The sequence below is a fragment of the Haloechinothrix sp. LS1_15 genome, from assembly GCF_033042135.1.
Lineage (GTDB): Bacteria > Actinomycetota > Actinomycetes > Mycobacteriales > Pseudonocardiaceae > Haloechinothrix.
In genome coordinates this window covers 24,821-38,322 of the sequence record NZ_WBXM01000020.1, presented here as the reverse complement: position 1 = coordinate 38,322, position 13,502 = coordinate 24,821, and the positions used below count along the sequence as shown (strand labels likewise).

Annotated in this window: 13 protein-coding genes and 1 pseudogene; 5 read left to right on the top strand and 9 right to left on the bottom strand. The window is 68.4% G+C overall.

Annotated elements, in window-relative coordinates:
* The 3 genes and pseudogenes from F8178_RS19905 to F8178_RS19895 form a co-directional block, all read right to left on the bottom strand.
* Window positions 1-227, bottom strand: a pseudogene (locus F8178_RS19905) (hypothetical protein); the annotation flags it as partial.
* A gap of 79 nt (window positions 228-306) precedes the next feature.
* Window positions 307-1,539, bottom strand: coding sequence for a DUF445 family protein (locus tag F8178_RS19900; RefSeq protein ID WP_317496384.1), 1,233 nt, complete (start codon window positions 1,537-1,539; stop codon window positions 307-309).
* A 455-nt stretch (window positions 1,540-1,994) separates the two neighbouring features.
* The gene (locus F8178_RS19895; RefSeq protein WP_317496383.1) at window positions 1,995-2,762 is read right to left on the bottom strand and encodes a CPBP family intramembrane glutamic endopeptidase; all 768 of its coding nucleotides are present in this window, start codon (window positions 2,760-2,762) and stop codon (window positions 1,995-1,997) included.
* Window positions 2,763-2,962: 200 nt separating this feature from the next.
* Between F8178_RS19895 and F8178_RS19890 the strand changes: the two genes are divergently transcribed.
* Window positions 2,963-3,763 carry a tyrosine-protein phosphatase gene (locus tag F8178_RS19890; RefSeq protein ID WP_317496382.1) on the top strand — a complete coding sequence of 267 codons (801 nt, stop codon included), beginning with the start codon at window positions 2,963-2,965 and terminating at the stop codon, window positions 3,761-3,763.
* A 16-nt stretch (window positions 3,764-3,779) separates the two neighbouring features.
* Here the strand turns inward: F8178_RS19890 and F8178_RS19885 are convergent, their stop codons facing one another.
* The 6 genes from F8178_RS19885 to F8178_RS19860 all read right to left on the bottom strand — a co-directional run bounded on the left by F8178_RS19885 (window position 3,780) and on the right by F8178_RS19860 (window position 9,409).
* Window positions 3,780-5,213, bottom strand: coding sequence for an MBOAT family protein (locus F8178_RS19885; protein WP_317496381.1), 1,434 nt, complete (start codon window positions 5,211-5,213; stop codon window positions 3,780-3,782).
* Window positions 5,214-5,300: 87 nt separating this feature from the next.
* The gene (gene rlmB, locus F8178_RS19880; protein WP_317496380.1) at window positions 5,301-6,257 is read right to left on the bottom strand and encodes a 23S rRNA (guanosine(2251)-2'-O)-methyltransferase RlmB; all 957 of its coding nucleotides are present in this window, start codon (window positions 6,255-6,257) and stop codon (window positions 5,301-5,303) included.
* Window positions 6,257-7,660 (bottom strand): cysteine--tRNA ligase, encoded by a 1,404-nt coding sequence (cysS, locus tag F8178_RS19875; RefSeq protein WP_317496379.1) that lies wholly within the window; start codon window positions 7,658-7,660, stop codon window positions 6,257-6,259. Before cysS ends, rlmB begins: the two co-directional genes overlap by 1 nt.
* A gap of 16 nt (window positions 7,661-7,676) precedes the next feature.
* Window positions 7,677-8,150: a 2-C-methyl-D-erythritol 2,4-cyclodiphosphate synthase gene (ispF, locus tag F8178_RS19870; protein ID WP_317496378.1), complete on the bottom strand. Its 474-nt coding sequence runs from the start codon at window positions 8,148-8,150 to the stop codon at window positions 7,677-7,679.
* Complete coding sequence (ispD, locus tag F8178_RS19865) at window positions 8,147-8,863, bottom strand: 2-C-methyl-D-erythritol 4-phosphate cytidylyltransferase (RefSeq protein ID WP_317496386.1); 717 nt, start codon at window positions 8,861-8,863, stop codon at window positions 8,147-8,149. Before ispD ends, ispF begins: the two co-directional genes overlap by 4 nt.
* A gap of 54 nt (window positions 8,864-8,917) precedes the next feature.
* The gene (locus tag F8178_RS19860) at window positions 8,918-9,409 is read right to left on the bottom strand and encodes a CarD family transcriptional regulator (RefSeq protein ID WP_317496377.1); all 492 of its coding nucleotides are present in this window, start codon (window positions 9,407-9,409) and stop codon (window positions 8,918-8,920) included.
* Window positions 9,410-9,826: 417 nt separating this feature from the next.
* Here F8178_RS19860 and F8178_RS19855 point away from each other — a divergent pair, with 417 nt between their 5' ends.
* The 4 genes from F8178_RS19855 to F8178_RS19840 all read left to right on the top strand — a co-directional run bounded on the left by F8178_RS19855 (window position 9,827) and on the right by F8178_RS19840 (window position 13,416).
* Window positions 9,827-10,477 (top strand): copper chaperone PCu(A)C, encoded by a 651-nt coding sequence (locus F8178_RS19855; protein ID WP_317496376.1) that lies wholly within the window; start codon window positions 9,827-9,829, stop codon window positions 10,475-10,477.
* Between the two features lie 99 nt (window positions 10,478-10,576).
* The gene (gene radA / locus F8178_RS19850; protein ID WP_317496375.1) at window positions 10,577-11,953 is read left to right on the top strand and encodes a DNA repair protein RadA; all 1,377 of its coding nucleotides are present in this window, start codon (window positions 10,577-10,579) and stop codon (window positions 11,951-11,953) included.
* Between the two features lie 99 nt (window positions 11,954-12,052).
* A complete protein-coding gene (locus F8178_RS19845) occupies window positions 12,053-13,135 on the top strand; it encodes an exo-alpha-sialidase (protein ID WP_317496374.1) in 1,083 nt (360 codons plus the stop codon).
* Window positions 13,132-13,416 carry a MoaD/ThiS family protein gene (locus F8178_RS19840; RefSeq protein WP_317496373.1) on the top strand — a complete coding sequence of 95 codons (285 nt, stop codon included), beginning with the start codon at window positions 13,132-13,134 and terminating at the stop codon, window positions 13,414-13,416. Before F8178_RS19845 ends, F8178_RS19840 begins: the two co-directional genes overlap by 4 nt.
* Window positions 13,417-13,502 lie beyond the last annotated feature (86 nt).

Sequence of the window (13,502 nt, the reverse complement as noted above, 5' to 3'; positions counted from 1 at the left end):
GCCAGATCCGCCTGGAGGACGTCGCGCAGCAGCGAGGGCAGGCTGGGATAGCCGTACTCGGCCAACGGCCCCCGATCAGCCATCTCGGCCAGGATCTCCCCCTGAATCGCCGCCGCCTGCCGTTGCAGCACCTCCAACGCGTGCAGCTGCTCGACCAGCTCACCCAGCTCGGCCCGCCACCACGCGGTGCCGGGCTCGGGAAGCGCAACCTCCACCCCTCCAGCCATCACCCCCCACAATAGAACGCATATTCGATACTCGCAAACACGTTCGAGAACGGTTGTGGTGGGATGTGCCCCGGGTGACCTAGTGCAGCATGAGAATGACCTGCAGCTCGCCGACGAGGCCGCCGATTACGGCCCCGACCATGATCAGCTTCCACTCGTCCTGGCGGAAGGCGGGGCGTAGCAGCGACTCGAACTCCAGCGGCCCAAGCTTGCGCATGCGCTCCACGATGGTGCTGCGGACGTCGAGCGCACCCACGGCATACTCCTCGGCGTGGCATATGGCTTGGGGGACACGCTCCATTGCCTTCCTCGTGGCCGTGCCCTTCATAGCGTGGAAGCGCTCGGATCCGACAGCGAAGGCGACGAACGGCTTCATCAGGCCTGCTTGCGCGTCGATGGTGCGGCGTACCTCGCGCTGGATCATCTCGAAGAGCCGGTCGGCCTTAGGTCCGTTCAGGACGGATTCGATGAGGTTGGGAACGGTGATGATCTGGCTGGCGATCACATCGCCGTAATCGGCGGCGACCCGGTGCCGCCGCCGTTGGAAGACCCCTTGCCACCGGAACATCCCGAGGAACGTCCTCGGCTCGCGCGGCAGGAAGATCATCTTCAGTGCGAGCCAGTCCGTGACCCAGCCAATGATGAACCCGGCCACCGGCATGACCAGTGGTTCCTTTGTGACGGCCCACACGAACGACTGGCCGATACCGAGCAGGAATCCGAAGTAGATGCCGGACCTGGCAATGAAGCGCATCTCCGGTCGGGAGATGTCCCGGATCAGCCTGTTCATCAGCTCTTTGTCGCGTGCCAGGCTGTTGACGGCCAGGTACTTCAGGTCCAGCACATCGTCGATGTCGTGCGCGACCTCGCGCATGATGTTGGCGATCGCCTTGGGTGCTTCCGCGCGAACCCGCATGAGCAGCACCCGCTTGGCGCGGGGCGGCAGCGTTTCCCACAGGTGGGGTTGGTACTGCTCCATCACCTCCCTTGTGATGTCGTCGACGGCGTCGAGCAGCGGCCCTTCGACCTCCTTGGCGACCTGATCGGGGTCGAGTCGCTGGAAGATCTCCTTGGGGGTCACCAGGTCCCTGGTCAGCGTCTCCGCTGCGATCCGTGCCATGCGTTCGGCGTTGGCCGGGATGACACCTTGCCAACCCAGGTATGGCCGGATACCGGTGAATCGCAGCGGGCGGAACATCATCTCGATGGCGACGCGCTTGGTGATGTATCCGATGAATGCCGCGATGAAGGGAATGGCCGCGTAGATCGGCCAGTTCTCGGCGATGTCGGCAAGGACGGCCTCGGTGTCCACTGCTCTCCTTCGCCGCTGGCCGGGGCTTATGGCGTGGATAGTAGTAGCGGTCTCGCGGCACCGATCCGGTGAGTGCCGGAGACCACCGCTGGGAGCTGCGACGCAGGGTAACCATCGCGCGCCCTGCCGTCGCCGCGAATCCCCCGTCCAGCGGTGTGGCCTCGCGCGGCCCCATGGGTAGCGTCATACGCATATGGCAATGACACGTTCACGCCGAGTTGTGGAGGACTTCATGGGCGGATGTGGATGCTGCAACAGTTGCTCAGGCCCCGGTTGCGGTTGCTGCGGTAGCTGCAAGTAACCGGTGTGCTGGAGGCCGAATACGGTCAGCAGCGGTAGCCACCGCGACCACCGGCCGTTCAGCAGGTATTCAGCGCGGCGCCGTCATCGCAGGTTGTGCGCGGGAGTTCCGGACGGGCCGCGCTGAATCTGTGTCCGGGTTTTTCCGGAGGCCGTTAACCGCTCAACGCCGCCCACAGCATCGCCGAGGCCAGCACGCCAAGCCCGTTGGTGGCCCAGTGCAGGCCGATCGGTGCCAGCACGCTCCCGCTGCGCCTGCGGAGCTCGCAGAACACCAGCCCCGCCACCGTGGTGAAAGCGACGGCGCCGGTGACCACCAGCAACTGGGCACCGGCACCGTGGCCGAGCGCCTGGCTCAGGGCTTGGTTCTGGTCGAGTAGTTGCAGCGACGGCGGGATGTGCCACAGCCCGAACAGGATGGAGGACACCCCGATCGCCCCTGCGGTACCCAGCGGCCGCCATAGCGCCCCGAGCAGGACCCCGCGGAAGGCGATCTCTTCCAGCAGCACGGTCTTGAGTGGGATGAGCACGAGCGCTGTCAGTAACGCGGTACCGATGGGGATGTCGTAGCGAACGTCGAGGAACCAGCTCCGGGTGGCTGGCAGGAGTACGCCCGCGAGATACACCACCGCCACCGCGAGGACGGCGCCACCGCCATAGATCGCGCCCGAGCGCCAGGTGCGCCGACTCAGCCCAACGTCGCCCCAGGTCAGGCCGCTCCAGCGGGCGAGGACGAGCAGCATCACTACCACGACGGGGCTGCCGATCCAGCCGATGTGATCCGGCCCGTGGATCGTCGCGACATGGACGGCGAAGGCAAGGGCGAGCGACAGCACGACCGTGACAGCGCGACGCGTGGCGGTGGCGCGGCCGGGCTGACTCAGGCACGTGCGGCCTGCCCTGGCGAGATCGTTGATACGCAAGGTCGGACCGTGGGGAAGGTGCGTTGTGGTGTGTTGGTACTGCCGCGCAACGGCAGCTGGGGGACGTGACGACTCCCGGACCCAGAGGCTGGCAGCCCGGGCGGTGGTTGGTCAAACGCAGCGCTTGACAGCCGTCGTAGCTGGGTAGTGAGATGCCGTGAGCGGTGACGGCCCTGGCCGGAGAACGGGAGAGGATGCCTGTGGCTGGTGGGGCACGGGCGATGGACGACCACGCCGCGAGAGCCTGCTCCTGGGAGGGGTTCTTCAACACCAGGGACCTCGGCGGTCTCCCGGTGCGTGGTGGCGGAACAACACGATTCGGCGCCTTCGTGCGCGCGGCCGACCTCCGGTTCGTCACCCGGTCCGGGTGGCAGCAAGCCTACGAAGCCGGGATCCGCACCGTGATGGACCTGCGTAACGAGGACGAGATCCGGCCGAGGCCGCGGCCTGCCACCGGGGAGGCGGGCTCGGGCCAGTTCGCCGCTGGGGAAGTGACCGCGCCCATCCCGCCCGGCATCGACCACACGGAGGTACCGCTGGATGGCATCGAGGACGTTGCGTTCTGGCGGGACATCAACCAGGCAGGCCTCAACGGGACCCCGCTGTACTACCCGGCGTTCCTCGAACGCCAGGCGAGCCGGTGCGCGGCGGTGATCTCGACGTTGGCCGGGGCGCCGCCCGACGGGGTGCTCTTCCACTGCGCGGCGGGCCGGGACCGCACCGGCCTGGTCGCGCTGTTGCTGCTCGCGTTCGCCGGTGCGGAACCGGAGGCCATCGCCACCGACTACGAGATGTCCCGCGCGGCGATGCCCGCGCTGTTCCATGCCCTCGGCAGGCAGGATGAGGGGCCGAAGGCCGACGCGATCCTCGCCCGGTACGGCACAACCGCGCGCGCGGCGGTGCTGGATGTGCTCGCGGACTTCGACGCCGAGCGCTACCTGCACTCCGCGGGGGTGCCCGCCGCCGACCTGGATGCGGTCCGCGCGCGGTTGTCGCCGTGACATCCGTCGCGGTGAGCTAGAACTGGTAGTACAGGAACGGCGTGAAGGTTCCCGCCGCGATCAGCACGGCGGCATAGGCCAGACCGACGGTCATCACGCTTGTCCTGATCAGCGATGCTGTCCGCTTCCGGGAGGACTCGATTAGCGGACCGGTGACGGGGTGCCCAGGAAGCACCATGGTGACCGCCGCCGCGAGCAGGATAACCAGCCGCTGGTTGGTCAGCGCGTCGGCCACGGCCGGGGTGAGCCCACCGAGGTCGGGCGTGAGCATGTGGCCGAGCATCACCAGCGCGGTCTGCAGCTCCTCGGCGCGGAAGAACACCCAGCCGACGATGACCAGGATCATGGTCGCCGCGCGGCGGGAGACGCGGGCGGAGGCCGCAGCAGGCGCGGTGTCCAGGCCGAACCGGCGCTCGGTGACGAGCAGCGCCCCGTGGTAGGCGCCCCACACCACGAACGTCCACGCCGCGCCGTGCCACAGCCCGGTGAGCAGGAAGACGATCCACAGGTTCCGGTAGGTTCGAAACGCCCCGTAACGGTTACCGCCGAGCGGGATGTAAACGTAGTCGCGGAACCAGCGGGATAGCGACATGTGCCATCGTCGCCAGAACTCGGTGATGGTGACAGAGGAGTACGGCCTGGCGAAGTTCTCCGGCAGCCGGAAACCCAGCATCCTGCCGAGCCCGATCGCCATGTCCGAGTAACCGGAGAAGTCGAAGTACAGCTGCAACGTGTAGGCGAGCGCGCCGGTCCAGGCGATGACGAAGGTCATCTCGTCGTGCGGGGTGGCGAACGCGGCGTCGGCTACCGGGGCGAGCGAATCGGCTACGATGACCTTCTTGCACAGTCCCAACGCGAAACGGGGAAAACCTGCCGCGATGTCGTCCAGCCGGTGCGTGCGCCGCTGCGGTAGCTGATCGGCGATTTCCCGGTAGCGCACGATCGGTCCCGCGATCAACTGAGGGAACATCGTGATGTAGGTGGCGAAGGTGATGAGGTTGCGGGCCGCCCTGCGTTCACCGCGGTAGACGTCCACCGCGTACGAGATGTTGTGGAAGGTGTAGAACGAGATCGCGATCGGTAGCGCGATATGCACCACGGGGAAGTCCCCACCGAGCAGCCGGGCGAACCCGGCCAGTGTCTCGGTGGCGAACCCGGCGTACTTCCAGATCGCCAGGATCCCCACGTTGAGGGTGATCACGCCGATGAGCAGCCGCTTGCGCCGCTCGGGCCGCAGATCCCACTCGTCCGGTTCCAGCGAGGGCCCGGCGAGGAAGTTGACGGTCAGCGCGGCCAGCAACAGCAGCGTGCTCGCACCCGCACCGGCAGCGTAGAAGATCAGGCTGCTGACCGTGATGACGGCGTTGCGCCAGCCACGGGGGCACACCAGTATCGCGAGGAGAACGGCCGGTACGAAGTACCACAGGAACAGTGGTGAAGCGAACGACATGCCGGGCCCCCTCAGTTCCGCAGCATGCCGAACCTACCGGAGCTCACGGGGACACCGACATGGAGGTCAGACCCGTCCCGGGTGCGGTCACGTGCGGCCGGCAGCACGCCTGCGCCGGGCGATCTCGGACAGCAACACGCCCGCGGCCACCGAGGCGTTCAGCGATTCCACGCCGGGGGCCATCGGGATCGTCACCGTCACGTCACAGGTCTGGCGCACCAGCCGGGACAGCCCTTTGCCCTCGGAGCCGAGCACGACCGCCACCGGCTCCGTCGCGATGTCCAGCGAGTCGGTCTCTACTGTGCCCTCGGCGTCCAGACCGACGATCATCAACCCGTCGTCCGCCCAGGAGCGCAGCTGCCTGTTCAGGTTGGGGGCCACCGCGACGGGGATGGTGGCCGCCGTTCCCGCGCTGGTCCGCCAGGTGACCGCGGTGATACCCGCGCTGCGGCGGCTGGGGAGCAGGACCCCGTGTGCGCCGAACGCCGCGGCCGACCGGATCACCGCGCCCAGGTTGCGCGGGTCCGTGACCCCGTCCAGCGCCACGAACAGCGGCGCGTCACCGGAATCTCGCGCCGCGCGCATGAGATCGGCTGGGGAGGCGTAGTCGTACGGCGGGACCGCGAGACCGATTCCCTGGTGCACCGCGCCACCGGTCTTCTTGTCGAGCTCGTGGCGTGGCACCTCCTGGATCGCGATGCCCGCGTCCGCGGCCATCCGCACCGCGGTGGTGACCCGGTCGTCTGGTTCGGTGCCGTGCGCGACGTAGAGCGTCGTGCCAGGCACCCCGGCGCGGAGCGCTTCGGCTACCGGGTTGCGCCCTGCGATGAGATCCGGGCCCGTGCTCTTGGTGCTGCGTGACTTATCAGCCTGGGACTTGGCCTGCGCGCGACGCTGCGCCGGGTGGCCCGGCCGCATCTCCGCCTTCGGCGTTGGGCCCTTGCCGCGTAACCGCTTGGGCTTTTGCCCACCGGAACCGACGACCGGCCCCTTCTTCGTGCCCGGCTTGCGGACCGCCCCGCGGCGCTTGGAGTTCCCTGCCATCACTCGTCCCTTGCCGGTGTCTTGAGTGTCCATGTTGGCCCGTCGGCGGTGTCCTCGACAACGATGCCCGCCTCGGTCACGAGGTCGCGAAGCTGATCGGCGCGTGCGAAGTCCCGCTGTGCCCGTGCGTGCTCGCGCTCGCTCAGGATGCGGTCCACCAGTGTGGCCAGCGCTGAGCTTGCCTGGGTGTCACCGCCCGCAGCCGACGACCACGGTTCGGCGAGCGGGTCGACACCGAGAATGCCGGTCATCGCCCGCACTTCGGCCGCGTGCTCGGCTGCGGTGGCGTGCTCGCCCGCATCAAGGGCGGCGTTGCCGTCACGCACCGCGCCGTGGAGCACCGCGAATGCCTGCGGAGTGGCGAGGTCGTCGTCGAGGGCGGCGCCGAAGGCCTCCGGGACCGTGCCTGGCCGGACCGCCCCGGCGCGGTCCTTCACCCTGCGCAGGAACTGCTCGATCCTTCGGTAGCCCTGCGCGGCCTCGAACAGGGCGTCGTCGGAGTACTCCACCGTCGACCGATAGTGCGGCTGGATCAGGTAGTAACGCAGCTCCACCGCTCGGGCCTTCTCCAGCAGTGTCGGGATGGACAGCACGTTGCCCAGCGATTTCGACATCTTCTCGCCCGCGATCGTCACCCACGCGTTGTGCAGCCAGTAGCGGGCGAAGGCATCGCCTGCCGCGCGTGACTGCGCACGCTCGTTCTCGTGGTGCGGGAAGATCAGGTCGATGCCGCCGCCGTGGATGTCGAATTCGCTGCCGAGATAGGTCGTCGACATGGCCGAGCATTCCAGGTGCCACCCCGGCCTACCGCGCCCCCACGGGGTAGACCAGGCGGGCTCGTCCGGTTTGGCGCGCTTCCAGAGAGTGAAGTCGCGGTGGTCGCGCTTACCCTCAGCGGCGGTCTCCCCCTGCTGGACCTCCTCGGGGTGCTGGCCGGATAGCCTGCCGTAGTCCTCGAAGGTGGCCACGGCGAAGTAGACGTCACCGCCCGACTCGTAGGCGTGCCCTGCCTCGATGAGCCGTTCGATCAGCTCCACCATCTGCGTTATGTGCCCGGTGGCCCTGGGAGTCACCGACGGTGGTAGGCAGCCCAGGCTGTCGAAGGCCTGCTCGAACTGGCGTTCGTGGGTGGCCGCCCACTCCCACCACGGCCGTCCCGCCGCGGCGGCCTTGGTCAGGATCTTGTCGTCGATGTCGGTGACGTTGCGCACGAAGTACACATCCAGTCCGTTATGGATCAGCCAGCGGCGCAGCACGTCGTAGTTCAGCGCACCCCTTACATGCCCGATATGCGGGGTGTCTTGCACCGTGGCACCACACAGGTACATCGACGCGGTCCCGCTGCGGACGGGTCGGAACTCGCGAAGACTCCTGGTCGCGGTGTCGTAGAGGTGTAGGGCCACGAGGCGATGGTACGGGTCACGCACCGTCCAGTAGCAGGGCGGTGGCTATCGCGGCAAGCCCTTCACCTCGTCCGGTGATGCCGAGCCCGTCGGATGTGGTGCCAGCCACGCTCACCGGGGCGCCGAGCGCGCCGGACAGCGCCTGCTGCGCCTCTTCACGCCGCGTGCCGATCCGGGGAGCGTTGCCGATGACCTGCACGGTGGCATTGCCGACCCGCCAGCCCGCCGCGTGAACGCGTTCGGCGACCACGCTCAGCAGCTCCGTGCCGTGTGCCCCTTCCCAGCGGCCCTGGCCGGTGCCGAAAACCTCGCCGAGGTCACCGAGCCCGGCTGCCGACAGTACCGCGTCGCACAGCGCGTGGCAGGCTACGTCCCCGTCGGAGTGGCCTGCACAGCCGTTGGCCTCCGGCCAGTACAGTCCCGCCACCCAGCAGGGCCGCCCGGCGATGATGGGATGGATGTCGACCCCTTGGCCGACGCGCGGCGTCACGAGCCGTCCCCGTTCCCGGCAAGTGGGGCGAGGACGGCCTGGGCGATCGCGAGGTCGAACGGTGCGGTGATCTTCATAGCGTGGTGGTGTCCCGATACGGTGTGGACGGCTACGCCGAGCCGCTCCACCAGGCCCGCGTCGTCGGTCGCGGCGACCGGCTCCACTGTGCCGCTCGTGGTCGTTTCGGCGGTGGCGTAGGCGCGGCGGAGGACGTCCTCGCGGAATCCTTGCGGGGTCTGGATCGCGCGCAGCGACTGGCGCCGCAGGGTGGTGTCTATCACACCGTTGTCGTCGACGGTTTTCACGGTGTCGGTCACGGGAAGGGCGGGGACGACGGCTCGGGCTCCCGCGGCCAGTGCGTCAACCACCCGCTCGATGACCTCGCCGGGGGTGAAGGCCCGTGCGGCATCGTGCACCAGGATGGCGTCGCAGGATCCGGGCTCGATGGCGTCCAGCGCGCGGCGCACGGAGGTCGCTCGGTCCTGGCCACCCGCGACGACCCGACAGCCGGTTCCCTCGATTGCGGCGGCGAACGGCTCGATCTTCTCGGGTGGCGCGGCCACGATCACCGAACCGACACGCCCCCGTGAGGTCACCCCGCGTACGGCGTGCGCGAGCAGCGGCACCCCGCCCACCGGCACCAGCGCCTTGGGCGTGCGCAGGCCAAGGCGCGTGCCCTGCCCAGCGGCAGGGATGATCACGACGACGCGCATCACCGCGCCCGCGTCACGGCGTGCTGCCACGCTGCGACGTGCACTGCCATGAGGTCAGGCCAGAGCAGTGTCGAGCACCTCGTCGAGCAGCTTTTCGGCTTTGTCTTCGTCGGTACCTTCCGCGAGGGCGAGCTCGCTGACCAGCACTTGCCGTGCCTTGGCGAGCATACGCTTCTCCCCAGCGGACAGACCCCGATCTTTTTCGCGCCGCCAGAGGTCGCGCACCACTTCGGCCACCTTGTTCACGTCGCCGGAGGCGAGCTTCTCGAGGTTGGCCTTGTACCGGCGGGACCAGTTAGTCGGTTCCTCGGTATGGGGTGCTCGCAGCACATCGAAGACCCGGTTCAGATCATCATCGTTGACCACGTCCCTCACGCCGACGATCTCGGCGTTGTCGGCAGGAACGCGAACCGTGAGATCACCTTGCGCGACTTTCAGCACGAGGTACTGCTTCTCCTCGCCCTTGATCACGCGAGTCTCGATCGCTTCGATAAGTGCAGCACCGTGGTGCGGGTAGACGACAGTCTCTCCGACTTTGAAAACCATGTGTCCTCTGCCCCTTTCGCTGTGCCTATCCTAGCACGCTGTGTGGCGGCACCCATAGTGCCCCGCCCTTCGTCGTCGCAGGTCAGCGCTTTGGTTCTGGGGTGGACGGGGGTTGACAACATAGGCATGGCTATGCTTACCCAGCTCGCGGGACGTCCAGGGGTCGTCGGCCTGCTCAGCCTTGGACCAGCTCGCCTCCACTCGGATCAACGGTGTGATTCTCGCGGGGTCTGCAGCCGGGGTGCAAGAGGAACGGCGGTCGCTGCCCGCTACGCTCTCGGGTGAACGGGTTTGGTGGTACCGGCTCGTGGTCGCGGGTGGCCGCGCGGTCGCTCGTGGCTGCTGGTGCAGTCGGCGGGCGTGGTGGCCCGAAGCAGCCAGTGGCAGAGCCGCAGACGTAGGAAGGACACCGGAGCAGTGGGCCAGCACAACGAGCGCTTGTTCGGTTCGCAGACTCTCGTGCGCACCGGGCTTGCCTTCGGTTCCGCGCTACTCCTCGCCGGATGCGGTGCTGGGCAGATCACCCAGACCGACACCCAGCTCCCCGCGGTCGACGGCGGGGGTGTGCACACCGACTCGATCGTGATCAGCAACGCGACGCTGGCCTACCCGGAGGACACCGAGGACCACTTCTACCGGGGCGGCTCCGATGCGCCGGTGACCATGCACATCGCCAACCGGGCCGACGAGGCCGATGAGCTGCTCTCGGTCAGCTCGAACGTGGCGGACGAGGTGACCGTCGACGGTGAGACGACGGTGCTCGCGGGTAGGGCGATCTTCGTCGTCACACCGGACGAGCTCGATGGTGGGCCGGAGACGTTGCCCGCGACCGCGGTGGTGGATTCCGACGACGTCCGCGCCGCCTCGATCGTGCTGAACGATCTCGAGCACACCGTGCGCCCCGGGCAGAGCGTGACGCTCGAGCTGACCTTCCGTGAGGCGGGAACCATCGAGGTGCTCGCCCCGATCGCGGAGTCGCCGGACGAGCGCGTGCTCGAACTCGACGAGGACCAGTACCGCGAGGAGACCGACCGGCTCGGCTCCACCGAGGTCGAGGTCCAGGAGTGATCTCGCGATAGCGAGCAGCGGCGCCTCGGCGCCGCTTACCGAAGCTGCGACACCGAGCTCGGCGGCGTGGGTCGGCCCCATCGACTACGGTGTGCTTCCGTGGCGAAACGAGGCACGAATCATCGCTGTAGCGAGTGCGGCTACGAGGTCGCGAAGTGGGTCGGCCGGTGCCCCGAGTGCCAGGCGTGGGGCACCATCACCGAGCAGGCCGCCCCAGCCACCGGGAAGGTAGCGGCGGGAGCCCCTTCCGCGCCCGCCAAGCCCATCGCTGAGGTCGATCTGGAAGCGGCAAGAGCACGATCGACAGGGGTGCCGGAACTCGACCGGGTGCTCGGTGGCGGGCTGGTGCCGGGCGCGGTGATGTTGCTCGCAGGCGAACCCGGGGTCGGCAAGTCCACGCTGTTGCTCGAGGTGGCCTACCGCTGGGCCGCTTCGGGAGCGGGCGGCGCCTCGCTGTACGTCACGGGTGAGGAATCGGCGGGCCAGGTGCGGTTACGGGCGGAACGGACCGGCAACCTGCACGAGGCCATGTACCTGGCGGCGGAAAGCGAGCTGTCGGCGGTGATCGGCCATGTGGACGCCATCGAGCCGGGGCTGCTGATCGTCGACTCGGTGCAGACGATGTCCTCCCCGAAGGTCGACGGCGCCCCGGGTGGCGTCAGCCAGGTGAAAGACGTCACAGCCTCGCTCGTCGCGCTTGCCAAGGAACGAGGGCTGCCCGTGCTGCTCGTTGGGCACGTCACCAAGGAAGGTTCGGTCGCGGGACCGCGCGTGTTGGAGCACGTCGTCGACGTCGTGCTGCAGTTCGAGGGGGAGCGGCACTCCACGTTACGGATGGTGCGCGGGGTGAAGAATCGATTCGGCCCCGCCGACGAGGTCGGCTGCTTCGAGCTCGCCGACGAGGGCATCGTCGGGATCGTCGACCCGTCCGGGCTGTTCCTCAGCCCGCGCCGGGAGCCGGTGGCCGGTACCGCCGTCACGGTGACCATCGAGGGCAAGCGCCCGCTGCTGGCCGAGGTGCAGTCGCTGATGACGCAGTCCGCGCTCAGCCAGCCTCGCAGGGCGGTGAGCGGGCTGGATTCCGCGAGGGTCGCCATGGTGCTCGCGGTGCTGGAGGGGCGGCAGAACAAGGCGGTCGGCGGTAGGGACGTCTACGCGGCAACCGTCGGTGGCATGAAGGTGGTCGAGCCCGCCGCGGACCTGGCACTCGCGCTGGCCATGGCCTCGGCACACAGTGGGCGGCCGGTGCCTGCCAGCCTGATCGCCCTCGGCGAGGTGGGCCTGGCGGGTGAGGTGCGCCGGGTGCGCGGCGTGGCGCGGCGGCTGTCGGAGGCGGCCCGTATGGGATTCCGCACGGCGCTCGTCCCAGCGGGGTCGGAGGCGCCTCCCGACGGCATCCGCGCCGTCGAGGTCGGCGACCTCGCCGAGGCGCTGGCCATCGCCGGAGGAGCGATGAGTCCGGCCGACGACCGATGATTCCTGTCCGGTTCGCCGGTCCGTGTCGAGCAGCGGAGGTTGTCGGTGCCGCTGCGTACGCTCCGAGCGAGGGGCTGACGGAAGGACGGGAGGTCGACGATGGATGTATTGCTGGCGGTCGGGACCCGCAAGGGACTCTGGCTCGCGCGCAGCAGGGACCGGCGGCAGTGGGAGGTGACGGGGCCGATGTTGCCGCTGGCCGACGTGAAGGCGGTGGCGATCGATACGCGTTCCGGCGGTACTCGCCTGCTCGCGGCGGCGCTGGACAGCCACTTCGGGCCGTCGATGGTGATCAGCGATGACTTCGGAGCCACATGGAGCGAGCCGGATGACGCGCCGATCGCGTTCCCCGCGGACACCGGGGCCGCGCTCGAAGGGGTGTGGCAGCTGGCGCCGGGGCCAGAGAACCAACCGGGTGTAGTGTACGCGGGCGTCGAGCCGAGCGCGCTCTTCCGGTCGGATGACGGTGGGCGAAGCTTCGAGCTGGTGCGGGGCCTGTGGGAGCACCCCCACAGGGAGCAGTGGTTCCCGGGCGGTGGCGGGAAAGCGCTGCATACCGTGATCCCGCATCCGGTCGAGCGGGACCGAGTCATCGTGGCGATGTCCACCGGTGGCGTTTACCAGACGGCCGATGCCGGGACGAACTGGAAACCCACCAACACCGGGATCAGGGCCGATTTCCAACCGGAGGAGTATCCGGAGTTCGGTCAGTGCGTACACAAGGTCGCCATGGATCCAACCGAGCCGGACCGGCTGTTCCTACAGAACCACGGTGAGCTCTACCGCAGCGGGGACGGCGGTGCCGGATGGGAGCCGATCAGCGACGACCTTCCCGGCGACTTCGGCTTCCCGGTCGCGACCCACCCGCGTCGGCCGGGTGTGGTGTACAGCTTCCCGATCTCGTCAGGGACGCGGTTCCCGGAGGACGGGAGGTGCCGGGTGTACCGGAGCGAGGACTCGGGGACGACGTGGCAGGGCCTCGACAACGGGCTGCCGGAGGACGGTTACTGGTCCGCGGTGCTGCGCGATGCGCTGTGTTGCGACGACGCCGAACCGGCAGGGATCTATTTCGGATCTCGCAGTGGCGAGGTGTACGCCAGCGCGGACGAGGGCGACAGCTGGCGCTTGGTCGCGCGCAACCTGCCCGATGTGCTCTGTGTCCGTGCGGCAGTGGTCGGGTGATCGCGTTGGCGGTGACGGTGCGGCTGCCTTCGGTGCTGCGTGAGCTCGCCAACGGCGCGGGCTACCTCGATGCATCCGGATCCACCCTCGGTGAGGTGCTGGACGGAATCGGTGCGCGGTACCCGATGCTGGAGAGAAGGCTCCGGGATGAGCAGGGTGAGCTCAGGCGGTATGTGAACTTCTATGTGGATGGACAGGAATGTCGCGCGATCGGCGGTACCGCGGCGCCGGTAGAGGAGAACGCGGAAGTGATGGTTATCCCGTCGGTGGCGGGTGGATAACGAAATCCGTTCGAAACCTGGTCAGCGCCGCCGGGATGTGACACGGTTCCGGGTGCTCGGGCCGTTTCCGAGCACCCGAGCACTAC